Genomic DNA, 22,200 nt, shown 5'->3' with positions numbered 1-22,200 from the left:
AAGTCTATGAATTTTTTTCCATCTTTTTTCTCGCAAATTGTATGCTACGATGAATTTGTCAGTCAGACAGGCTGTCAAAAACAAATCGTGTGAAAACAAATTAAAACTTTATATAGGGGGACACACATCATGAAAAAGCGTGTTTTATTATCTGTAGCTGCTGCAACAGCTCTTACTTTAGGAGTATCTTCTCTAGATGCACAAGCTGCAACAGTACAACCATCTAACGTAAAGGTTCAAAATATTCAGCATTCAAAAGTAATGATGAAACAAATGAGCCAACAAGAATTACAAGCATTCTTACAATCTATGGGAGTTGAATCATTAGCACAATGGCAACAAGGAAACTTCCAACCAAACTGCTTCATTCCTGGTCAACAACCTACTGAAAATGTTGTAACTGAGCAACCAACAGCTAAGCCAGAAACTCAAAAGCCAGTTGAGCAAAAACCTGCCGAGCAAAAGCCTGCTGAAGAAGTTCAAAAACCAGAAGCTCAAAAGCCTGCTGAAAACAACAATACTCAAAAACCTGCTGAACAAAAACCAGCTGAGCAAAAGCCTGCTGAAGAAGCAAAATCTTTAAGCGAGTTTGAACAACGTGTTGTTGAATTAACAAACGCTGAGCGTGCAAAACAAGGCTTACCAGCACTAAAAATCGATACTGAATTAAGCAAAGTAGCACGTATTAAGTCTGAAGATATGCAAAAAAACAACTACTTTGATCATAACAGCCCTACATACGGGTCTCCGTTTGACATGATGAAGAAATTTGGTATTTCTTATACATCTGCAGGTGAAAACATCGCTCAAGGTCAACGTACACCTGAAGAAGTAGTACAAGCTTGGATGAACAGCGCTGGACACCGTGCAAACATCTTAAATAACGGCTTCACTCACATCGGTGTTGGTTATGTAGAAAGCGGCAACTACTGGACACAACAATTTATTACGAAGTAAATAGATTAAAAGAGTCTTCTCATAATGAGAAGACTCTTTTTTAAGTTTCATAGCTTTCTATTATGTATGAATAGAAAATATATAACATAAACAACATAGATCCACAGCTTATTACACTAAGCAATACATAAAATCCCCACTCTAAGTTCAAAAACAATGAAAACAATATGCCACATGCCATCACTTGAAAAATCCGTCTACTCACTAAACAAATTTTTTGTAATTTAATTGGATCTTTTTCTTTTTCTTTGCCTTTTATTTTCTTAAATTCTTTACTCAGCATAAAAAGAAACATACTAATCCCAATCGTTAATCCTGTTTGAAAGGATATCAAATCCCCAAAATTAATAAAGAGGATAAGCGTATGAATAAACAACATAAATAACGTAATTTTCTTTATAAATCCGCCTATAATACCATGCTCTCTTTCATTAAACTTAAATATATTATGTGAAATAATATACAAAAATCCATATGAAAAAATAATAAAACAGGGAATAAATGCTACAACGACTTGTTTACTCATAAACTCGTTTGGCTGACCATTTACATTCCAATGTACTGCCATACGATTTGGTAAATAGGGATAGAGAAATAGAGTAAGTAAAAGACAAGCGAAAAATATTCCCAGTACATACTTATATTTAATCAAGTGATTCTCACCTCTCTTTTCTCTTAACGGCTTCGCTTCTTTTAGAGAAATCCCTGCAAAAATCTACTTTTTTCAAGTTAAAACTTATACTTTACGCATTTTCTTTTTGAAATTCTTTTATTTTATTATTTAACTTTGTAGGAAACGGCACATCAACTTCAATCGCTTCTTTCGTAATTGGATGCAAGAAATGTATCTTCATCGCATGCAATGCTTGACTGGACATATATTTTGTTTGTCCACCATATAATACATCCCCAACTAATGGATTACCATTATGACTCATATGAACACGAATTTGATGTGTTCTACCCGTTTCTAATTGTAACGTTACGAGAGTCGTGTTTTGCTTCTTAAAATACTTTTCTACTTTATAATATGTGATAGCTTGGTCACCTTTTGGAGAAATACGACGCCTTGTAGCATGATGGCGATCCCTTCCGATAGCAGCATCAATCTTTCCTTGTTTCTTCTTTACTTTCCCTTCAACGAGCGCTGCGTACGTTCTTTTAATTTTTCTTTCCATTAATAAGCGATCCATAATTGAACCAGCAATTCTATGCTTAGCAAACACGACACCACCTGTCGTATCTTTATCTAAACGATGAATATGACGCACCTTCGTCTCTAAACCTTGCATTTGAAAATGAAAAGCAACAAGATTTGCAAGCGTCCCGGTTCCACCTTTTTCAGCAGGGTGTGTGTCCATTTGCTCTGGTTTATTTACGATAAGTACGTGATCATCTTCGTATACTACATGTAATTCACCATATTCTGGATCTACACCGTACTCTTCCTCCGCAAACATATGGACTTGTAACTTATCGTTCTCTTTTAAAAGCTCATTCCATCTTCTTTGTTCCCCGTTAACCGTAACACCTTTTTCCATACGAAGCTGATGTAATAGCTTTTTCGGTATTTCCCATTCTACTTTTAATACCGATTCAATACTTATACCATTCCATTTAGCTGGAACGGTAATTTCACACCATTTACCCTTTTTGTTTGTTTCCATACTGTTTATCACCTTATTTCTATTGATTCTCTCATTGTAACGGAAAACACACTTTGATGCACCGTCAAAAATAGAGGACAGTCTTATAATAGACTGCCCCTCAAGCTCTAAGTCTTTTCATTTCTAACAATACTTCTTCAGCTTTTTGTTCATACGATAAATCCTTAAAGAAATCCGCCAACCTTTTATAATCATTGTAAGCATCTAATAAATCGTCCATCTTTTCTATTTTCATCACTTGTTGTTTTTGTTTCATTTTTACTGGATAGCGATAACCTGATACTTCTTGTATTTTGTAATACTCATCCTCTACTTGAACGACCTTTACAAGTTCTTCCTCTTCTGCATCCATCGTATACCCGTCAAATTCTCTAAGTAGTTCATAAATGATATGAGTCCATTCATCTTTTGGATAAAATCCTTTTTCTAACCGATAACCGACAATGCGATACATATGCCCATCGTTCTCGGCAAACTGTACTGTATCATTTAACTTAAACTTAAAATAACGAAACATTGCCTTCACCTACTTATTATGTAATGTTCTTATCACATACTATTTGCAAAATGTAGGCTTTGCTATTCATAAAAAATGCTCATCATATTGATGAGCATTTTTTACGATGATTTTTCTCGTTTTTTTCGAAATGGTAACCACCAGTTCCAGTCTCCAAATAACTTCATTAAGCTTGGTACGAGCATAAGACGAATAATTGTTGCATCAAGAAATATTGCTAATGCAACGCCAAGACCCATCTGCTTTACTGGTAAAATATCAGTAAATGCGAATGCACCAGTTACAACAATCATTATTAAAGCAGCTGATGTAATGATTCTACTTGTTGAAACGAGCCCTTCTAACGTTGCTTGATCGTTATCTCCTGTTTCTTCATAGAGCTCATGAATACGTGAAATAAGAAATACTTCATAATCCATACTAAGCCCAAATACGAGGCCAAAAATGAAGATTGGTAAGACAAACAGAACCGGACTTGCTTCTAAACCGAAATGACCACCTTCAAATAACCAAACAACAATTCCAATGGTTGCACTTAAACTAAGTATATTCATAACAATTGCCTTAATTGGAATGAGTATAGATCGGAATGCAAATAATAATATAACAAAGGTCGATCCAAATATAACAGACATACCAATTACAACTTTATCTTTAATTTCATCTTCTAATTCTTGTTGAAACGTCGTCATTCCGCCTAGATAATACGTAACATCCGTTTCTTTATAGTTCTTTTTAAAGTCACGTACCCACTGTTTTGCAGTCTCTGTACGTGGTTTTGTTTTCAAAAATATTTCTATCGTCGTCTTATTCCCTTGCGTGTATGCTTCAAATACAGGAGTTAGTTTCGCTGATTCTGGCGACTGCAACATTCCAACAACTTGATCTGCTTTCATTCCAGTTAACCCGTCGTATAAACTTCTTACTTCATGTACTTTCTTATCACCTTTTAACTTTTGAACGACTTCTTCTATCTTTTGTAGACTTTCTTTTTCTTTCATATCTTTTTCCGTCTCTACAACTAACGTAACATCAGCGTGTGTTTTGACAGTTTCATTAAATGCTTCTTCATACTTTTCATATGCAATCCTTGTATCACTCTTTTCAGGTAAAGCTTCAACACCAGGGAACTGCAAATTAGCTGTACGTAACGGTAATAAGCAAATAACAATAAATGTTGTAACAACAATAATCATTGCAATTGGATGTTTCATCACAAATTTTGCAAATTTACGCCATGCTTTTGCCGGCGTATGTGCTACTTGATTCTTTTTTAATATTCTTTTACCGATTAACGATAATAGTGCTGGAAGAAGTGTGAGTGAGAATAAAATACTCATAATGACAACAATCATTCCGCTAATCGCGACAGATTGAATATAATCTATCTTAAAGAAAAACAAACCGGATAACCCAACAAATACGCATAATCCTGAAAATACAATCGCACGTCCTGCCGTTTGATATGTAATTGCTATCGCTTCTTTTACCGTTCGTTTAGCAACTTCCTCTCGAAAACGGTTCACAAATAATAGCGCAAAATCAATAGATAATGCAAGTCCAATCATCGGTGCAACGTTTAACACGAAAATAGATAGTTCTTTATCAACACCGATGAAATACAATATACCCATCGTACTAATAACACTAAGCGCCCCATTCAAAATCGGTAAAATTGATGCCAAAAGACTACCAAACGAAAATAGTAATACAAGAAACGCAATTGGTAATCCAATCATCTCTGCTACTTTTAAATCATTTTGCGTTCTTTCATTAATCTCTTTATTAATTTTCGGAAACCCTGTAGGTGTTACTTTTAATGCTATATTACTTTCTTTCTCAATCTCATCAGCAAATTGTAATGTCTTTTTCATTCGTTCCTTATTTGTTTTCCCCGAAAATAAAATTGTCGCATAGCCGATGTCATCTTGTAGCATTTCTTTATTTTGGATTGGGTGATGGAAAGATTCATAGTTCTCTTTCTCTTGAACATTCTTTACAATTTCATTTATTCGCTTTTTAAATTCCTCATGCGAAGCATCTTTATTTTTCTCAAAAACGAGCAGCAGCGTATCTTGAGACTTCTTAAAATCTTTATCTAAAATTTCTTTCGTTTTTTGATAGTCGCCTTCGGTTTGGAAACCGTCACCACCTAATACTCCCGGTAACTTTGGAGCAAAAATCCCAAGTGCGATTGCGAGCAACAGTAACGCTACAATTACTGTATAACGAAACTGATACAAAAAGGCTCCTAACTTCCCCCACTTATCAACTTTATGTACATTTGTCTTCACACATTTTCACCTACTTTACATAATTCAATTGTCACTTATACTGTATCACATCTTGATATAAACAAAAAACGTCTGGAAAAACTATAATAATAGTTTTTCCAGACGTTTTTCTATCTCTCTTTATTAAGCCCTAATCTCTCAGTAAGTAAACGATGGTAGTAAATCGCGATAATTAACAAAATACCACCTACGCAGTAACCAGCTAAAATATCAGTTGGGTAATGTACATTTAAAATGACTCTACTTAATCCAATCGATAGAATTACTATACCCATCAAAATCGTTGTGACACATTTCCCAGCTACGCTTTTCAAATTAGCAGCAATGATATAAGTAAGAAATCCAAATGTCATAATTGATAGCATTGCATGTCCACTAGGAAAACTATATCCAAGTGCATCTAGCGCTTCATTTAATGACGGACGTTCTCTCTTTACAATCTCTTTTATCCCTTTATTCACAAGATGTGTTACTAAAATTCCCATTGGATATACAATCATCGCAGCATAATAACGCTTCTTCCAAAAAACAAGCAAACTTATAACGAGCGTAGCGACTATCCCAATTGCTGATCCCAATTTTGTAAAGTACGAGAAAAATGTAAGAGAACTTTCCGTTTGTAGCCCTCTTACTAATCCACGGACATATGTATCCATCACTGTAACGCCACCTGCATGTACGCGCCAAGCAACAATACCAAATACAGCAAATAACAAACCGATACACATTACCTCATACTGATGTAACTTCTTCTTCAAACGATTTCCTCCTACTATGAAAAAATGCGATTTCTACTTTAGAAACCGCATTTCCTTGCTTATTTACCTTTTGTTTTTAGCTCTGTCCAGTAACGATCATAGTCTTTTAACTTATCGTCTACATCAACAAGCCATTCTGTACGATCTAACTCTTCTTTCGTTAAGAAAATCATGTGATTATCACGGTATTCTTTACTATGAAGAGGATGAGCTTTTTCATTTGGATTACTGTAACCAATTGACTCGTAGTTTTTCACACTTACTTTTTCATCTAGTAAGTAGTTCATAAATTTCTCAGCAAGCTCTTTATGTTTTGCACCTTTTGGAATTGCTAACGTATCAGCCCAAATTGTGCCGCCTTCTTTTGGTACAACATATTCTACATCTTTATTATCTTTTGCGATAAATGCTGCATCTCCAGACCAAACTGTTCCGATCCAAGCATCTTCTGTAATGAATTTTTGTTTAATGTTATCTGTATCAAATGCTAATAAGTTTGGAAGCAGCTTCTTTAAATCATCTGCTGCTGTCTTTAATTGTGCATCGTCTTTCGTACTGTTTGAGAACCCGTGCTTCTTAAGACCCACTCCTAATACTTCACGAGAATCGTTCAGTAACGTTACATGTCCTTTATATTTCTCATTCCATAAGTCCGCCCAGCTTGTAGGTGCTTCTTTCACATACTTTTTATTGTATGCAATCCCTGTTACACCCCAAGTGTACACTAAAGAATATTTATTCTCTGGATCAAACGCAGGTGTTTTAAAATTAGAAACCATATTTTCGATATTCGGGATATTCTTTTTATCTAACGGCGCTAATAAGTCCATTTTCGCCATTGTTTTAACCATGTAATCCGACGGCTGAATTAAGTCATACTTTGCGCCACCAGCTTGTAATTTCGCAAGCATTTCTTCATTACTTGCGTACTTGTCATAGTTAATTTTCACATTATACTTCTTTTCAAAATCTTTTAGCACTTGCTCATCAAAATTGTCAGCCCAACTATAAATATTTAATTCTTCTTTCTTTTCACCACAACCAGCAAGCACACCAGCAACAAGGCTAAAGCTAATTGCTGCGCCAGCTATTCTTTTCATTAATTTCATCGGTTTATTACCCCCTTGTACTTTCTATATCGTTCGTATTATAAAGGAAGGTGTCCTCCAGAGTTTTCTTCACCATCTGCACCTTTGTTCCGGAAGATTTCAGATAGAACCATTAATCCTACGATAGCAACAATTAAAATTGTAGAAAGAGCATTAATTTCTGGTGATACTCCGCGCTTAACCATACTGTAAATGTATAGTGGCAATGTTGTTGATCCTGGTCCTGATACGAAGAAACTAATTACAAAATCATCAATTGATAATGTGAATGTTAATAATGCTGCCGAAATAACTCCCGGTGCAATTGCTGGGAACGTTACATAACGAAACGTTTGCCAAGGCGTTGCTCCTAGATCATTTGCAGCTTCTTCTAAGTCACGTCCCATACTTGAAAGACGCGCAGCTAAAATAACAACAACAAACGAAATGCTAAATGTAATATGTGCAATAATAATCGTTGTTTGTCCAAGTTCCATTCCTAACTGACTGAAAAGAATTAGTAAAGATAATCCCATTAAAATATCAGGAATTAAAATTGGTAAATATACAAGGCCATTAATAGCCCCTTCGAAACGATATTTATAACGATGTAAAGCAATTGCAAAGAATACACCAAGTACCGTTGTCACAATCGTTGTTATAACTGCAATCGTAATACTATTTACAAATGCATCAATAACATCTTGTTTTTGAAATAAATCTGTATACCAATGGAATGTAAAACCTTCCCACTCCGCATTAATGCGAGAGTCGTTGAAAGAATAGACCATTAAAACCATCATTGGAAAATACAAGAATAACAAAATTAACCAAGAATAAGAAACTAAAAACTTCTTCATCTTTGCCTATTCCCCTCCGTTCTCATTATATTTATATACTTTCGTTGCACGATAATATAAGTAAATTAACAGAACAGAGAATAGAACAACGATAATCGATAACGCAGATCCAAACGGCCAGTCACGTGCACCTAAGAATTGATTTTGAATAACGTTTCCGATTAATGCTACTTTCGATCCGCCCATCACGTCTGATACAACAAACATTCCGATAGAAGAAACGAATACTAAAATAGAACCAGTCGCAATTCCTGACATCGTCATCGGCACTGTTATATTCCAAAATGCCTTTATTGGTGTTGCTCCTAAATCATAAGCCGCTTCTAGCTTACGCTTATCCAGCTGCTCAATTGCTGCATACACTGGTAAAATCATAAATGGTAATAAAGAATAGACCATTCCGAGTATTACAGAAGGAGTATTATATAATAAATTTAACGGTTCACTAATAATGCCAAGCTTTAATAACAACGTATTCACAAGACCTTGTGAACGTAAAATAACAATCCATGCGTATGAACGAACAAGAAAGTTAATCCAAAACGGGATCGTTGCCAATAATAAAAGAATAGAGCGGTATTTGCGGTCAACAATTGTAATTGTATACGCAAACGGATAACCAATTAATAAACATATTACTGTTGTAATAACTGCGATCTTAACAGTTTCCCATAACGTTCCTAAGTACAATGGATCAAATACACGGGATATATTCTCCAGCGTAAATTGCATTTCTACTGTCCCGTAAGCTCCGCGCTGCATGAAGGCGAATCCTAATACGAATACGAGCGGGATTAGGAAGAAAATTAGCAGCCACGCGACTGTAGGTAGTGCGAGTAATTTCCCTTTTTTCAATTTAAGGTCACCTCGTCCTCTTGCTCCCAGCCTACATATACATTATCTCCAATGCTCCACTGCGCTGCCTCTTCAGCAGTTTGATATGCCATTAGTAATTCTGATGTTTTCTCATCACGTACATAAAGCTTCTCCATATTTCCGACAAACTCAATATCTTCAATATGTCCAAGATGGTATTCTTTTAAAATTGGTTCTTCAACCGAACGTACTTTTACATTTTCAGGGCGAATTGCTACATAGCCTTCCCCGTTCTTCACAATATTATTTTCACCGATGAATGTCGCAACGAACAATGTTTTCGGCTTATTATAAATTTCTTTCGGCGTTCCGATTTGTTCGATATGTCCTTTATTCATAACGACAATACGATCGCTCATGCTCATTGCTTCTTCTTGATCGTGCGTTACGTATATGAACGTAATTCCTAAATTACGTTGTAAGTTTTTCAATTCACGTTGCAAGTCTTTTCGTAACTTAAAGTCAAGCGCTCCAAGTGGCTCATCTAATAGTAATACACGCGGATTATTTACAATCGCTCTTGCAATTGCAACACGCTGCTGTTGTCCACCAGAAAGCTTCGCAGGTTTACGATTACGGAACTCAAGTAACTGCGTTAAACGCATTGCCTCTTCAGCACGCTCTTTCTGCTCTGCTGCTGATACTTTCTGCATTTTCATACCAAAACAAATATTCTTCTCTACTGTCATATGTGGGAATAGTGCGTAATGTTGGAACACTAGGTTCATATGACGCTTATATGGCGGCAAATCGTTAATTCTTTCATCATCTAATAAAAGATTCCCTTTAGTTGGAGTTTCAAATCCTGCGATCATACGAAGTAAAGTCGTTTTCCCGCAGCCACTCGGCCCTAAAATTGTTAAAAACTCTCCCTCTTTAATATCTAAAGAAAGAGGTGGGATAATCACTTGATTTCCAAAATGTTTTTCAACTGCTTCAACTTTAATAATCTTTTTCATTTTCCCGTCCTATCTACCTTAAATTTTAAATTTTTATATTCATGAATAAATATTTATGTTCTATAGACTATTTTTTGTTTCGATCCAAACAAAAATGGTTATTTAACAAGCGTTCGTTTCTATTCTTTATGTAGTATGTTTGATTCATTTTCGCATGATACATAACGTCGAACAGAAAAACCCCTTCCATTGCGAAGGGGCTATTATCATACGGCTACGCCTACTGATAAACACCATCATCATTTTAACAACTTTCGTATGAATTTTAAAGCACTTTTTGTAGAAGAGTAACGAATTTTCATGTCGAATGCTGTAGATTGGGCTAAAATGCTTTTATAATGTGAAAAAGTCCGAAAACTTTCTTTCCCATGATAACCCCCTAATCCACTACTTCCAACACCCCCAAAAGGTAAATATGGCGTGGCAAGATGATAGACAACATCATTAATACAGCCTCCACCATATGAAATATTACTCGTCACTTTCTTTTGTACTTCTTTATCTTCAGAAAATACATATAACGCTAACGGCTTCGGATGTTGCTGGATTGTGCCAATTACATCTTCTATGTTGTCGTACTCTATGATTGGTAAAATCGGACCAAAAATTTCGTCTTCCATAACAGTATCTTTCCATGTAATATTCGCTAGTACTGTCGGTTCAATATGTAATGTATCTTTCTTATAGTTTCCACCAATTACGACTTGACCATCTTGTAAAAATCCACATAATCTTTCGAAATGACGCTCACTTACAATACGCACATAATTTTCATTTTGCAAAGGTTCTTTACTATACTGCTCTATAATTTCATGTCGCAGTGCCTCAATTAGCTTTTCTTTCACGGAAGAATGCACATACATATAATCAGGCGCTACACACGTCTGCCCTGCATTTAAAAACTTACCCCAAACAATTCTTCTTGCTGTCATCTCTATCTTTGCATCTTTATGTACAATACAAGGACTTTTCCCGCCAAGTTCTAAAGTGAGCGGCGTCAACTGTTTCGCTGCTGCTTCCATTACAACTTTTCCAACGCCAACACTACCAGTAAAGAAAATATAATCAAATGGTTCCCTCAGCAAAGATGTACTCTCTTCAACGCCACCTTCTACTACCGCTACAAGCTCTTCTGGGAATAATTCATCTAACATTCTCTTAAGCACTTTTGAAACGCTTGGTGTTAACTCTGACGGCTTTAAAACGATTGTATTTCCAGCTGCCAGTGCTCCTACAAGTGGTGCAATTGCTAATTGAAAAGGATAGTTCCACGGTGCAATAATAAGTGTCACACCATACGGTTCTGGCACTACTTTTCCTTTTGATCCAAAATGAGTAAGTGCTGTTCGAACTCGTTTCGGTTTACTCCACGATGACATATGTTTCAATTGAAAGGAAATTTCTTTTAATACATATCCAACTTCCGTTGTAAACGACTCGTGAACTGACTTATTTAAATCTAATTTCAATGCCTGAAATATTTCTTCTTCAAAATGCTGAATGCCTTCATAAAGCTTCTTCAAATTATTCTTTCGCATTTCGATGCTTCTCGTATGCCCTTTTAAAAAATATTCCTTTTGCCTACTTACAATAGAGGAAATACTCATTCACTCACCTTCTCCCACTATTTTTATCCAATTCTTTCATTATTTATATAGACTTCATATATAACAAATTTCTATTCTTAAGGTTACATTATATATGACTTTTTCAGCTATATAAAATTCATTGCTCACAAAAAAACTACCGAAAGAAAATCTCTCGGTAGTTTTACAGTATTAACGATATAAACGAACAGCACCTGCAGAATTATCATCAGCTTGTCCTACTACTTCAAACTTCAGACCAAGCTTCGGTAAAATACGTCCTGCATCTGGAATCTGTTGATTAATATACGTTTTAGAATCATCAAACTTCGGTACACCTGCTAAACCATCATACGTATACGTTCCACGCGTTGGAGATACAACTTTCCAAGCTGGCGTTTTATCGAATGAGAACGCCGCATCTGCGATTTGGAATCGCGTACTACTTTCCACTGTCGGTTTACCATTTAAAGTTCCTACAATTGCTTCTGGATGAGAATCAACTACACCTAGGAAACCGTGTCCTGGATGTACACCTACCCAGTTATCTGTGTAAGCTGAATCTGCATACCATACAACCATACCAGCGTTATATACTGGACCACGTGCAAATTTTAACGCGTTATCTGAACCAGCATAGTTTCTCCACTCAACATAGTAGTTATGGCTTTTCTTCTCTGTTCCGTTAGAAACAGCAAAACCATCTAATTTGAATTGTGGCGTACCTTCTGCGTCATCAGAGAATACTACTTTATCATCTACTGTTAATGAAGCATTATCAAGTAAGAAACCATTTAATGCTAAACCACCATCAGTAATGTAATCAAATGTTAATTTTACTTTCTTACCTTTGAACTGGCTTAAATCATATGATTTATCAATCCATTTTCCATTTGTCGAATCTGCATTTCCACTATTTGCTTTCTCACCAAGTCTTTCAATTAACGTTTGTTGACCATCTTCCGTTACAGCGTGTACTTCAAGGAAATCATACTCTGCTTCAATTTCATATAATGATTTGAAGTCAAATTTTGCAGTCGTTGCATTTGTTAAATCGAACAGTGGTGTTTCCATCTTCGTATGAAGATCATCACCTTTTGTGCTGTAGTAATACTGTTTTCCGAATGCCGGCTCAATTGTTTTTATATCTTTGTCTGGTAAGTTAACACGAATCATACCTGGACGGTTAGATTTCGTAACACTTTGGTCTAAATATGTTGCTAGGCCGATACCTTTATTTAATTTCTCGTAATCTACTTCTACGATATTTGCCCAGTTACCACCGATTGTTTTTTGGAAAAACTCTTTATTTTGTGGTGATAAGCTCGTTGGTGTTGTACCTGCAATTTTACCAGCCCAGCTTCCGCCACTCATGATAGACCAAGCTTGAATTGGCTCACCAGCACCGCTATATTGTGTATCATACTCATCTGGTAAACCTAAATCATGACCATATTCATGCGCGAATACACCAACTGCTCCATCTTCTGGTTCAATTGTGTAGTCGAACGCTGCCATCTTTCCACCCCAATATGGAACTTTCGCTTGTGTACCTTCAATTGCGAATGGTTTTGGTCCAACTGTCCAGCGATGTGACCAAATTGCATCATCACCTAATTTACCACCACCTGCTTCTTGCCCAACACCTGCATGAATAATCATTAAGTGATCAATTAAACCATCCGGTTGATTTTTATTTCCATCACCATTTACATCATATTGATCAAATTGATCAAACTCTGATAGATCAAGACCGCTATCTACAGCTGCTTTTAATGCATCTTTTACTAAATCACGTGGGCCTTTTGGTCCTTTATTATCATGACCGCCGCTAGCAGCATCTGCACCGTAATCAGCAGCTTTACCAGGAACTGTTAACCATTTTGTAACTGTTCCGTCCACTGTGTAACTACCACCAGATTGCTCTTCGTAATATTGTTTAAACGTTTCAATTTTACTTCCATCATCTAATGTAAACGGCTCGTTGCCGAATAACATTTTTTCATAATGTTCTTTATTAAAATCGTTAGAATACATATATCCAGGCTCTTTGTCGATATTATTATGTTTAAAGTCAGCGTACTCTACAAGTAAAACGAGTACTTTATCTTTACGTACATCACCGTTATAGTCTTTTTGTTTCGCTGGAGAAGTTGGTACTTTACCATTTAGACCGCCTTTAACTGGGCCTGTCGCTGCAGGTGTTCCTGTTGCAGGGTTATCTAATTTTTCTTTCGTGTCTGCTTTCGCATCTTTCACTTTCTTTAAAAAATCAGATGCTTCTTTCGTAAGTTGATCCCCATTTGGTACTTCTTTCCCAGGATTTTCACCCTTTTTGTTCTCTACATACTTTTCGACAGCTTTCTTTGTTTCTTTCTCTGAAGCTGACGAATCAATTACCCCACGTTTTTTTAGAGCATCTGCTAAACGTTCTTCCGGAATTAAGTGATCATCAACTGGGCTCGTAGCTGTTTTATTCGCAGGCGTTTCAGCATATGCAGATTGAGTGCCAGCTCCGAATGAAAGGCCTAATACAGCTGTTAAAGCGATTGATGACAAAACTTTGAACGGTTTCTTGTTCATCCCTTATTTCCTCCCCTAATAAATAATATGTATTACAAATTGAATTTTATTAAAAATTCAATATTTTTTCAATATTTAGTCATATTATGTAATATTTTTAATATATTTGTAAAAATTTCATAGTTAGCATACGAATATATCACAATTCAACAATGTTTTCTGAAAATATTGAAAGTTTTTATCGAACAATTTATAATTTCCATAGAGGGAGTTTAATGGGGATTTTATCTTTGTTTCATCTACACAATATTTGATAATTCACTATATAAAACACAAAATCCGATTGCATTATCATGTATTCTGTAGCAGCAATTATGACCGATAATTAGGGAGGAATTACATTTGTACAAAGATAAGACAGACGCACTGGATCAAGAATGGATTGATTTAATACTTGAAGCTCTAGATGCTGGTATCGCCATGCAAGACATCGAGCAATTTTTCCAACGTATGAAGCCATCCAGTCAGGCTCAATAGGTTTGTTCTTTTTAACGAAGTTTATGTTATAATAATGACATCATAAGACAACTACATATTGATAGAAAGGTGCGCAAATATGATTGGAGAACGTATAAAACGCCTTCGTTTACAAAAAGGGATTTCATTAACTGAACTTGCCGAAAAAGCTGGCGTTGCTAAATCTTACATTAGTTCTATAGAACGAAATTTACAAAAAAACCCTTCCATTCAGTTTCTTGAAAAGATCGCAGCAGTTCTACAAATTCCAGTTGATACTTTACTTCATGATGAAACAACAAAGGAAACTAACCTAGACTCCGAATGGACACAACTCGTTAAAGATGCAATGAACTCTGGTGTCTCCAAAGAACAATTTCGTGAATTTCTTGAATTTACAAAGTGGAAGCAAAATCAAAAATAATAATAGAAAGAAGTGCTTACAACCAGCACTTCTTTTTCTTTATAAAAAAAAGCGGGAATACCCGCTTTTTTATTATTTTTCTTCCCCAGCTTCTTGGTTGGCATTGAATGTCCATTCTAAATTCAATGTATCACCTTGGAAGATATTTTGGTCTTTTCCATCATCTACGAATTCAAATTGTACCCATAGATAATCCTCTGTACCAGCTGCTAATCCACCCTTTTCTCCCCACTCAGGAGCAAAGATATCTTTAGCTAAAAGATCTGGATCAACTTTTTGTAAGTCTGCTAAAGTTGTTTCATATACAGGCTCACTTTGTTTATCCCAGTTCCAAAGGAATTTTACTTTAACGTGCTTACCAAAGTCTTCACCAGCATTATCACCTTTTGCATCTTTAACAGTATACTTTGTTGCTAATTTAACGTCTTTAATAGTTAACGAACCGCTGTTTTGTAATAAGAACTCTTTCTTAACAGAATCCCCTGGTTTTAAATCTTTAATATCTACAAGCGTCTTAGGGTTTAATGTAAGGTCTAACGTCCCAGCTGCAAATGTATTGTTTGATACTTCTTTATCGCTAAAGAATGCAAATGTTCCTCCACCAATTAAAGCTAACCCCAATGCTGCTGATGCAACTCCCATACCTAATTTCTTTTTCAGACTCACAATCAATTCCCCCTAGCTTTTTTTTATATTTTTATCACTTATTTTTCAATAAGAGATGTAAAGAAAACTATATTAGCTTAGCTAATATGCGTTCTTTTTTAAAAACCTTATGTTCATTATAACGAACAACTCTATATAAACACAACACATATTTATTAATATTTTCAGTTATTTTTATTTCTCAATATTTTTTAGACTTTTCAGAAAAATAATGATAATTTATAACTTTTTTCACACTCAAATCATTTAATACTATAAGAAAAAAGAAAAACAAAGAGGTGAGGGCTAACGTTCCCTCACACTCGTATAAATATTACTAGTCTTGCTTATTCGTTCACTCTCTCTTACACCACATTCTTGTTTTCTGGCTGTTTCACTAAAGCAGTTACTCCGCTTTCTTCTGCTCTTCTAGCTTTTTCTGTTCTTCCACTTTCTTTTGCTCTTCTACTTTTTTCTGTTCTTCTACTTTCTTCTGTTCTTCTACTTTCTTTTGTTCTTCGGCTTTCTTCTGTTCTTCTACTTTCTTTTGTTCTTCGGCTTTCTTTTGTTCCTCTGCTTTCTTTTGTTCCTCTGCTTTCTTTTGTTCTTCTACTTTCTTCTGTTCCTCTGCTTTCTTTTGTTCTTCTACTTTCTTCTGTTCCTCTGCTTTCTTTTGTTCTTCTACTTTCTTTTGTCCTTCCGCTTCAATTGCAACGTTTAATTGTTGCTGAAGAGCCTGAATTTGCTCATCAATAGCTTTCAAGCTAATTTCTTTCTCAATATAGTCACGCTTCTCTTTGATACTGCGAAAGCCTTCATTTACATATACGGACACTTGCTGCATCGACTCATCTTTATTTACCTTTAATTCTTCTTGTATTTGATTGTAAGGAGCTTCTATTTCAGTATATACATTTTGCAGAGCTTCCTTCTCAGCAACAATTTTCTCACGCCCTTGTTGCCATACAGAAATCGCCTGTTTTATTTCTTCAATAGAAGTTGCTTTCAATTTCCCCTTCATCGTTCCATACTCACGCTCAATAAACTGTTTATGTTTCTCAGATTGCTCTTTTAACGTATTAACTGTTTTCGGAAATATAATTGCTGTAGAAAGCGTCGCTTCTACTTTCGTTTCATGAATGAACGCCGCTTCTGTATGCGTCATAATTTGAGATCCTAAATAAAACGTAATAGAACACATACACGGCAATATAAGCATCTTTTTAAAATTACGCGGTCTTTTCAGCATCTTAATCTCTCCCATCGAACATTACGTTCTTTATACAGAACATTATCTATATTATAGTAAAGAACTATTAAAATTGATAGACAAATACTAGAAAAATAGAAAAAGGGCTATCCATGTGATAGCCCTTTTTATTATTATCTTTCTTCACCTGCTGTTTGTTGTGCATCAAACGTCCAATTTAATTGTAACTTATCGCCTTGGAATTGATTTTGATCTTTTCCATTATCAACGAACTCAAATTTCACTTTGAATTTATCAGATTTACCTGCTGAAATACCTTTTTCATCCCAGAACCAAGCCGATAAATCATTATCTACAGCTGTAAGTGTGTCACCTTTTAATTTATCTAAAGTAGTTTGTTTCACAATTGTCTCATGCTTATCTACATTTTTTAAGAATGTTACTTTAATATGTTTACCAAAATCATCTTTATTATCTTTCTTTACATCTTCTACATTATAATCTGTTTTCAGTAGAACCTTTTTAATATCTAAAGAACCTTTATTTTCTAGTTTAAATTCTTTTTCAATTGTATCCCCAGGTTTTAAATTCGATACGTTAACAACTGTTGATGGATTTAATGCTAAATCCAGTGTTCCAGCCGCAAATGTATTGTTTGACACTTCTTTATCACTGAAAAATGCAAATGTTCCTCCACCAACTAAAGCTGCTCCTAATACTGCTGATGTAATACCCATTCCTAATTTTTTCTTTAAAGTCATGTCCATATCCCCTTAATATATATTTGTTAACTTCCTAAACGGAAAGTATAACCAAACGAACTAGACGGATTGTTCTACTTTTTTATCTTTCTTTTCTCCGTCAATGCTACGAATAGCACCAAAAATAGAAATAGCGGAATAACCAAGCAAAAAGACTCCTGGAATAATAAGAAGCAATGCTGCTCCCGCTTTTGAATTCGCATAATTCAGTAAATAACCAACATACGGAACTGTAATATCTGCATACTTTCCAACTACATTTTCTGCAAGTACTGGCTCTAAATCTGGTCCATTGTTGTTATCCCCTTTTGTTTCATACATTACTTTTCCATTTGTATCTTTCACACCGATAATACGGTGAGTGATAATTTTTTGATCTTTCTCTTTAAAGGTAATAACATCACCTTTTTGATATTGAGAACCATCTTTGTTTGGTTCTATTGCAATGATTGATCCTGTTAAAAACGTCGGCTCCATTGATCCTGAAAGAACGCTCTTAAATTGATATCCCATCACTGTCGGATCACCACCGCTTGCTTTTGAAGAAATAACTACAAAAGCTAAAAAAACCATCAATGCAAATAAAACAAATGAGATCGCGTTGCTAATTATCTTCCATATTAATTTCATCGTCTCTCTCCCTCTCCGTTGTTTTATATTATTTGAAGTATGCAATATCCACTTTGTTCTTTAACAAGAACACAAGTAAATGATATAACGAACTTTAAGTTATTGCAATAAGAAAATTTACAATTATTAGTTATTTAAAATATAGAAAAAAGACTGTGCCAAAATTTTACACAGTCTTTTTATTAGTAATTTATTTACCTTCTGATTTCATTCCTTTTGTATTTCGGCGCAACACTACATATAAAATTGCTCCAAATAATATAATCGCACCTATCCCAACACTTATTACTTTCACATTTGAGTCTTTTACTTCAGGCATAGTTGTATCTTTTTTAGGCATCGTAAAAGTGACATCTTCTGTTGAAAGAACATTTACCGTCGCAATTGTTTGATTATTTTTCGTAATATCAACTGCACCAACTACCTCACCACGATGTATTCCTTTATGATATAAAGATTCTTTATCTAATGAAGCCGCCCGGAAAATAGTTTTCACATTTTTCCCTTCATCTTTCTTAAGCATAAGCTCCACACTTTGTTCCAACTCAGAATTAACATCTTTATTTAAATATGTTGTTTTTTGATGCCAATTATGTTTATCAAGCACCATTTGCTTCGTAAATTGACCGAAAGAATATTCCGCCATCTGCTTCAAATCTTCATAAATTTCAGGTCTTTGAGAAGCCATTACTACGCTTATAATACGATTTCCATCTTTCTCATTTAATAAAACAAGTGTATTACGTGCTTCATTCGTAAACCCTGTCTTACCGCCAATGCTATATGGATTTTCAAAAAAATTAGATTTATTAAAAATAGACACCGTCTGCCTAGACGTCGTAACTGTCGTTCTTTTCGTATTCATCGCTTGTAAAATTTCAGGATACTTTTGCACACCCTTCGTAATCATAGCCATATCATACGGCGTCGTATAATGGTTCGGATCATGCAATCCATTCGGTGTTACAAAGTGGCTATCTTTCGCTCCTAATTGCTTCGCTTTCTCATTCATCATATTAGCGAAATTCTCAACACTCCCGCCAATCCGCTCCGCAATCGCATACGACACATCATTCGCACTCAGCACCATTAAAATCATAAGCGCAGTATTTCTATTAATTGTCTCTCCAGGTTGAAACTCAATTTGATAATTACTCTTCTCTTGATCTAATGCCAATTGTGAAAATGTAAATTGATCCTCTGGCTTTGTATGCTCCATGAGTAAAATCGCTGTTAACACCTTCGTCGTACTAGCAGGATATGCTCGGTGATATGCGTTTTTATCATACAAAACATCTCCTGTTTTCGCATCAATTGTCGTTGCAAACTGACTAAAAACATTCGGTCCTTCCGCAGGTGGTGGTGCAACTTGTTCTGGATTTACTCCAATATTCGTCTCAGCACGCAATGTTATGGGCGTCAAAAAAAACGAACAAATAACTGTAATAAAAACCAAAATTTTCTTAAAATTTACCATATGACTCTCCCTTTTCCATTTACTCCTTAACAAAATAATAAATCTACCAATCATATGTAATTTGTATTATATTGGAAGAAATTTCACTATTTTTTACTATATCATACTTTTACGATAAAGAACATAAATATACAATAAAAATAAGAAGGAATTACTCTTTCTTATCCTTCTCATCAATCAACGAATCTATTAACTTTTGACTAGCTTCCTCGGGCGTAATCTCATCTGTTATTCCCATAAACGACCAACCTTTAGAATCAACCCACTCAACAAACTCTTGTAAAAATTCATCATGTGTAACATCCACATCAAGAATCGATCCATTAATCGAAATCGTTCTATTTTTAGACACGCGCATCTTGAACGTTTTTCTTACCATTACAACTTTTCTCCCTCTACTTCTGAATATTTATAAAGTGAAACTTTCATCAACCCTCACGAATCGGACTTTTACGGGCATTCCGACCCGAACCTAACTTCTTTACTTTTGCTGAATTTCGAGGTAAGGGATCTTACTGCCCGCAAATAGCGAGATAAAATAATCATGTATCTCTGTTATACATGATTTTCAGTAAATTGTAAAAAGGATATATTGGCCAATTTAAATAGCAAAAATGAAAATCTCTTACCCACGTAAACGTAATACGGCATACAATTGCTCATAAATTATTAAATAAATTCATAAAAATATACACTTTAAAACATAATTGAGTAAGCCATTATAGTCTTTTGGAAGATATTATCTAAAATAGTATACTAAACGGATAAAGGATATTTGAATAAAGAAACTGAGGCTTTCTATTTAGCTGGACTCTTAAGTTGTAGACTTAGAGACTGATGCCGGAATTCATATTTAATTTCTATTTCTGTACATCATATCGTAAGAAAGAAGGTAGTACTGTGAAAACAACAGAAAATTTTACTGACAGGGCCGATATATATGCAAAATATCGCCCTAGTTATCCTAATGAATATATTGATTACTTGCTTTCAGCTAACCAACTGAAAGGGAATCGGATTGTGGCTGATATTGGTTCAGGTACGGGGATATTTAGCCACCAGCTGCTTGAAAGTGGTTTACATGTTATTGGAGTTGAACCAAATGATGATATGAGGATGATCGCTGAGCAATCGTTAAAACTATATTCTCGTTTTCAATCCATAAAAGCAACTGCTGAACATACCACTTTAAAAGAAAATAGTGTAGATTTAGTAACTGTTGCCCAAGCATTTCATTGGTTTAATAAAGAGGCTTTCAAAATCGAATGCCAACGAATTTTAAAACAAAAAGCAAATGTTGCACTTGTTTGGAATAGTAGAGATTTAACTAGTCCACTTATTAAAGAGAATGCAGAAATTTGCCAGAAAACCTGTCCAAACTTTAAAGGCTTTAGCGGTGGAATAGATGAAACTCCAGAAGTATTTAACAACTTTTTTAAAGATGGAAAGTATGATTTTAAAGAATATCAAAATGATTTACTTTTTGATTATGAAGGGTTTTTGGGAAGGAATTTATCAGCATCTTATGCTCCGAAAGAAAATGACGAACAGTATAAAAATTTTATTTTTCTCCTATCAGAGCTATTCGAAAAATACAGTAAAGATGGAAAAATTATTCTCCCGAATTTAACACGAAGCTATCTAGGCAATGTATAAACAGCCTGATACAAAGAGACTTTGAACGGAATTAAAACAAGCTTAACCCCTCCCTGAATGTAGAAGGAGGTTAGGCTTGTTTTGCATTTTACCACATCAAATTCAAATGACTTTCGTACAATAAAGTAGAATATATTAGAAAACACCTTAAACTAAGGAGGAACTCAATGGCGCGTTGTACGTATTGTAAAACGAAGTGGAAAGTAAAAGATGTATGGTCAATACTCGTGGCATTTGAAAAAGATTGTCCGTATTGTTTGGGGAGGCAATATCTATCAAAGAAAACAGTGAACGCTATGCCAGAACTTATAAGCTTACCTTTACACTTCTTGTTCCCTTTTCTTGTTGATTTGAGTGATGAAGGTCCTTTGGATTGGTATCGGAAATAATATAACCTCTACATCCAAAGACTACTTTCTACTAAATTCGCTTCTCATCATTATCCCTTCATACATTACTCTCATAATCGCTTATACTTTCCCTTTTAAAGATCCCATAGCTCAACAGGAAGAGCGTCCCCTGAACAAGATTTATCAATTATGACTTTAATTAACGATGATATATTGTATACTGTTAAACATAAAAAGTTAGCATTAAGTTCCAATTAAATATTAATTGAAACCCAACACTACTTGTATTCTGTAATTCAGAATACAAGTAGTGTTTTTTATTATGCATTTTTGCATACAGTATGATTTTTTCTTGTAAATAGATAATAATGGTATATAATAAAATCAACATTTTACCAATAAAAGGTAATAAAAAGTAGTGGAATAAGCAAATAACCAAAACGTAT

At 34.9% G+C, this 22,200-nt stretch carries 22 protein-coding genes; 5 read left to right on the top strand and 17 right to left on the bottom strand.

What is annotated here, in order from left to right; all coding sequences use genetic code 11:
- Positions 1 to 129 precede the first annotated feature (129 nt).
- Positions 130 to 957, top strand: coding sequence for a CAP domain-containing protein (locus tag ACTL4X_RS06635; RefSeq protein WP_000747596.1), 828 nt, complete (start codon positions 130 to 132; stop codon positions 955 to 957).
- Positions 958 to 997: 40 nt separating this feature from the next.
- Here ACTL4X_RS06635 and ACTL4X_RS06630 read toward each other — a convergent pair whose 3' ends face one another.
- The 11 genes from ACTL4X_RS06630 to inhA1 form a co-directional block, all read right to left on the bottom strand.
- The gene (locus tag ACTL4X_RS06630; RefSeq protein WP_006917704.1) at positions 998 to 1,609 is read right to left on the bottom strand and encodes a DUF1648 domain-containing protein; all 612 of its coding nucleotides are present in this window, start codon (positions 1,607 to 1,609) and stop codon (positions 998 to 1,000) included.
- A gap of 91 nt (positions 1,610 to 1,700) precedes the next feature.
- Complete coding sequence (locus ACTL4X_RS06625; RefSeq protein ID WP_000449648.1) at positions 1,701 to 2,624, bottom strand: RluA family pseudouridine synthase; 924 nt, start codon at positions 2,622 to 2,624, stop codon at positions 1,701 to 1,703.
- A gap of 100 nt (positions 2,625 to 2,724) precedes the next feature.
- Positions 2,725 to 3,141 carry a hypothetical protein gene (locus ACTL4X_RS06620; protein WP_000490301.1) on the bottom strand — a complete coding sequence of 139 codons (417 nt, stop codon included), beginning with the start codon at positions 3,139 to 3,141 and terminating at the stop codon, positions 2,725 to 2,727.
- Between the two features lie 101 nt (positions 3,142 to 3,242).
- Positions 3,243 to 5,435, bottom strand: a complete 2,193-nt coding sequence (locus tag ACTL4X_RS06615; protein ID WP_000856412.1) for an MMPL family transporter — start codon at positions 5,433 to 5,435, stop codon at positions 3,243 to 3,245.
- Positions 5,436 to 5,545: 110 nt separating this feature from the next.
- A complete protein-coding gene (locus ACTL4X_RS06610) occupies positions 5,546 to 6,193 on the bottom strand; it encodes a phosphatase PAP2 family protein (RefSeq protein WP_000727797.1) in 648 nt (215 codons plus the stop codon).
- Between the two features lie 59 nt (positions 6,194 to 6,252).
- Positions 6,253 to 7,302, bottom strand: coding sequence for a spermidine/putrescine ABC transporter substrate-binding protein PotD (gene potD / locus ACTL4X_RS06605; protein WP_000772485.1), 1,050 nt, complete (start codon positions 7,300 to 7,302; stop codon positions 6,253 to 6,255).
- A gap of 38 nt (positions 7,303 to 7,340) precedes the next feature.
- Positions 7,341 to 8,141, bottom strand: a complete 801-nt coding sequence (gene potC, locus ACTL4X_RS06600; RefSeq protein WP_000714192.1) for a spermidine/putrescine ABC transporter permease PotC — start codon at positions 8,139 to 8,141, stop codon at positions 7,341 to 7,343.
- A gap of 6 nt (positions 8,142 to 8,147) precedes the next feature.
- Positions 8,148 to 8,996, bottom strand: coding sequence for a spermidine/putrescine ABC transporter permease PotB (gene potB / locus ACTL4X_RS06595; RefSeq protein WP_000715500.1), 849 nt, complete (start codon positions 8,994 to 8,996; stop codon positions 8,148 to 8,150).
- A complete protein-coding gene (gene potA, locus ACTL4X_RS06590; RefSeq protein WP_000720333.1) occupies positions 8,993 to 9,976 on the bottom strand; it encodes a spermidine/putrescine ABC transporter ATP-binding protein PotA in 984 nt (327 codons plus the stop codon). The genes potB and potA overlap by 4 nt, the downstream gene beginning before the upstream one ends.
- Positions 9,977 to 10,215: 239 nt before the next feature.
- Complete coding sequence (locus tag ACTL4X_RS06585) at positions 10,216 to 11,583, bottom strand: aldehyde dehydrogenase (protein ID WP_017657917.1); 1,368 nt, start codon at positions 11,581 to 11,583, stop codon at positions 10,216 to 10,218.
- A 171-nt stretch (positions 11,584 to 11,754) separates the two neighbouring features.
- Positions 11,755 to 14,145 (bottom strand): M6 family metalloprotease immune inhibitor InhA1, encoded by a 2,391-nt coding sequence (gene inhA1, locus ACTL4X_RS06580; protein WP_001035936.1) that lies wholly within the window; start codon positions 14,143 to 14,145, stop codon positions 11,755 to 11,757.
- A gap of 342 nt (positions 14,146 to 14,487) precedes the next feature.
- On the opposite strand from inhA1, the gene ACTL4X_RS06575 reads away from it, so the two are divergent.
- A complete protein-coding gene (locus tag ACTL4X_RS06575; RefSeq protein ID WP_000276219.1) occupies positions 14,488 to 14,622 on the top strand; it encodes an anti-repressor SinI family protein in 135 nt (44 codons plus the stop codon).
- Positions 14,623 to 14,701: 79 nt separating this feature from the next.
- On the top strand, positions 14,702 to 15,025 hold the full coding sequence (locus ACTL4X_RS06570; RefSeq protein WP_000578885.1) for a helix-turn-helix domain-containing protein: 324 nt from the start codon (positions 14,702 to 14,704) through the stop codon (positions 15,023 to 15,025).
- A gap of 72 nt (positions 15,026 to 15,097) precedes the next feature.
- Here the strand turns inward: ACTL4X_RS06570 and calY are convergent, their stop codons facing one another.
- From calY to ACTL4X_RS06540, 6 genes are all read right to left on the bottom strand, one after another.
- On the bottom strand, positions 15,098 to 15,691 hold the full coding sequence (gene calY / locus ACTL4X_RS06565) for a biofilm matrix protein CalY (protein WP_000053713.1): 594 nt from the start codon (positions 15,689 to 15,691) through the stop codon (positions 15,098 to 15,100).
- A 385-nt stretch (positions 15,692 to 16,076) separates the two neighbouring features.
- Complete coding sequence (locus tag ACTL4X_RS06560; protein ID WP_000919953.1) at positions 16,077 to 16,919, bottom strand: DUF4047 domain-containing protein; 843 nt, start codon at positions 16,917 to 16,919, stop codon at positions 16,077 to 16,079.
- A gap of 134 nt (positions 16,920 to 17,053) precedes the next feature.
- The gene (locus ACTL4X_RS06555) at positions 17,054 to 17,641 is read right to left on the bottom strand and encodes a CalY family protein (protein WP_000172852.1); all 588 of its coding nucleotides are present in this window, start codon (positions 17,639 to 17,641) and stop codon (positions 17,054 to 17,056) included.
- Positions 17,642 to 17,701: 60 nt separating this feature from the next.
- On the bottom strand, positions 17,702 to 18,271 hold the full coding sequence (gene sipW / locus ACTL4X_RS06550; RefSeq protein ID WP_000767795.1) for a signal peptidase I SipW: 570 nt from the start codon (positions 18,269 to 18,271) through the stop codon (positions 17,702 to 17,704).
- A 190-nt stretch (positions 18,272 to 18,461) separates the two neighbouring features.
- Positions 18,462 to 19,748, bottom strand: coding sequence for a D-alanyl-D-alanine carboxypeptidase family protein (locus tag ACTL4X_RS06545; protein WP_078385838.1), 1,287 nt, complete (start codon positions 19,746 to 19,748; stop codon positions 18,462 to 18,464).
- Positions 19,749 to 19,899: 151 nt separating this feature from the next.
- The gene (locus ACTL4X_RS06540; protein WP_000251856.1) at positions 19,900 to 20,127 is read right to left on the bottom strand and encodes a hypothetical protein; all 228 of its coding nucleotides are present in this window, start codon (positions 20,125 to 20,127) and stop codon (positions 19,900 to 19,902) included.
- A 521-nt stretch (positions 20,128 to 20,648) separates the two neighbouring features.
- On the opposite strand from ACTL4X_RS06540, the gene ACTL4X_RS06535 reads away from it, so the two are divergent.
- Positions 20,649 to 21,404, top strand: coding sequence for a class I SAM-dependent methyltransferase (locus tag ACTL4X_RS06535; protein ID WP_441395010.1), 756 nt, complete (start codon positions 20,649 to 20,651; stop codon positions 21,402 to 21,404).
- A 167-nt stretch (positions 21,405 to 21,571) separates the two neighbouring features.
- Positions 21,572 to 21,793: a hypothetical protein gene (locus tag ACTL4X_RS06530; protein WP_060852289.1), complete on the top strand. Its 222-nt coding sequence runs from the start codon at positions 21,572 to 21,574 to the stop codon at positions 21,791 to 21,793.
- Positions 21,794 to 22,200 lie beyond the last annotated feature (407 nt).

It is taken from the genome of Bacillus sp. RE35 (assembly GCF_052146655.1).
Classification (GTDB): domain Bacteria; phylum Bacillota; class Bacilli; order Bacillales; family Bacillaceae_G; genus Bacillus_A; species Bacillus_A cereus.
Note: the sequence above shows the minus strand (reverse complement) of the source record. Positions and strands in the feature narration are given on the sequence as shown.

What these genes read in the sequence shown, in the direction of transcription:
- ACTL4X_RS06635 (WP_000747596.1), top strand. Translation starts at nt 130, where the DNA reads ATGAAAAAGCGTGTTTTATTATCTGTAGCTGCTGCAACAGCTCTTACT.
- ACTL4X_RS06625 (WP_000449648.1), bottom strand. Translation starts at nt 2,624, where the DNA reads ATGGAAACAAACAAAAAGGGTAAATGGTGTGAAATTACCGTTCCAGCT.
- ACTL4X_RS06620 (WP_000490301.1), bottom strand. Translation starts at nt 3,141, where the DNA reads ATGTTTCGTTATTTTAAGTTTAAGTTAAATGATACAGTACAGTTTGCC.
- potD (WP_000772485.1), bottom strand. Translation starts at nt 7,302, where the DNA reads ATGAAATTAATGAAAAGAATAGCTGGCGCAGCAATTAGCTTTAGCCTT.
- potC (WP_000714192.1), bottom strand. Translation starts at nt 8,141, where the DNA reads ATGAAGAAGTTTTTAGTTTCTTATTCTTGGTTAATTTTGTTATTCTTG.
- potA (WP_000720333.1), bottom strand. Translation starts at nt 9,976, where the DNA reads ATGAAAAAGATTATTAAAGTTGAAGCAGTTGAAAAACATTTTGGAAAT.
- ACTL4X_RS06585 (WP_017657917.1), bottom strand. Translation starts at nt 11,583, where the DNA reads ATGAGTATTTCCTCTATTGTAAGTAGGCAAAAGGAATATTTTTTAAAA.
- inhA1 (WP_001035936.1), bottom strand. Translation starts at nt 14,145, where the DNA reads ATGAACAAGAAACCGTTCAAAGTTTTGTCATCAATCGCTTTAACAGCT.
- ACTL4X_RS06570 (WP_000578885.1), top strand. Translation starts at nt 14,702, where the DNA reads ATGATTGGAGAACGTATAAAACGCCTTCGTTTACAAAAAGGGATTTCA.
- ACTL4X_RS06560 (WP_000919953.1), bottom strand. Translation starts at nt 16,919, where the DNA reads ATGCTGAAAAGACCGCGTAATTTTAAAAAGATGCTTATATTGCCGTGT.
- ACTL4X_RS06555 (WP_000172852.1), bottom strand. Translation starts at nt 17,641, where the DNA reads ATGACTTTAAAGAAAAAATTAGGAATGGGTATTACATCAGCAGTATTA.
- sipW (WP_000767795.1), bottom strand. Translation starts at nt 18,271, where the DNA reads ATGAAATTAATATGGAAGATAATTAGCAACGCGATCTCATTTGTTTTA.
- ACTL4X_RS06545 (WP_078385838.1), bottom strand. Translation starts at nt 19,748, where the DNA reads ATGGTAAATTTTAAGAAAATTTTGGTTTTTATTACAGTTATTTGTTCG.
- ACTL4X_RS06540 (WP_000251856.1), bottom strand. Translation starts at nt 20,127, where the DNA reads ATGGTAAGAAAAACGTTCAAGATGCGCGTGTCTAAAAATAGAACGATT.
- ACTL4X_RS06530 (WP_060852289.1), top strand. Translation starts at nt 21,572, where the DNA reads ATGGCGCGTTGTACGTATTGTAAAACGAAGTGGAAAGTAAAAGATGTA.